This window comes from Streptomyces antioxidans, assembly GCF_000968685.2.
In the GTDB taxonomy this organism is placed as follows: Bacteria; Actinomycetota; Actinomycetes; order Streptomycetales; family Streptomycetaceae; genus Streptomyces; species Streptomyces antioxidans.
This window is the reverse complement of sequence record NZ_LAKD02000193.1, coordinates 1-496: the sequence shown is the minus strand read 5'-3', so window position 1 is coordinate 496 and position 496 is coordinate 1. Positions and strand designations below refer to the sequence as shown.

Here is a 496-nt window from a genome sequence, read left to right as displayed (position 1 = left end):
CAGGCGCATCGGGCCTCGTCGCGTGATCTGGGTTTCGAGGAGGTGTTCGGTGAGGTCACGGGTGGTCGTGGGGTTGATGTGGTGCTCAACAGCCTCGCTGGGGAGTTCGTGGATGCCTCGCTGCGTCTTCTCCGGGAGGGCGGGCGGTTGCTGGAGATGGGCAAGACCGATGTCCGTGACCCGGAGCTGATCGCGGCCGAGTACCCCGGGGTGACCTATCGGGCCTATGACCTGATCGCTGACGCCGGTCCTGACCGTATCGGGGAAATGCTGGGTGAGCTGGGCGCGTTGTTCGCCTCCGGTGCGCTCGAACCGCCCCCGGTCCATGCGTGGCCGCTCAGCCGGGCGCGTGCGGCGCTGCGTCATCTCAGCCGGGCCAAGCACACCGGCAAGCTGGTGCTCGACGTCCCCGCCCCGGTGGACCCGGAGGGCACCGTGCTCATCACCGGCGGCACCGGCACCCTCGGCGCGCTGGTGGCCGACCACCTCGTCCGCA

The 496-nt window shown here is 69.8% G+C and carries 1 protein-coding gene; it reads left to right on the top strand.

The window, feature by feature from the left end:
* A partial coding sequence (locus tag VT50_RS37590) for a zinc-binding dehydrogenase (RefSeq protein ID WP_143645365.1) occupies positions 1–496 on the top strand: 496 nt, incomplete at both ends.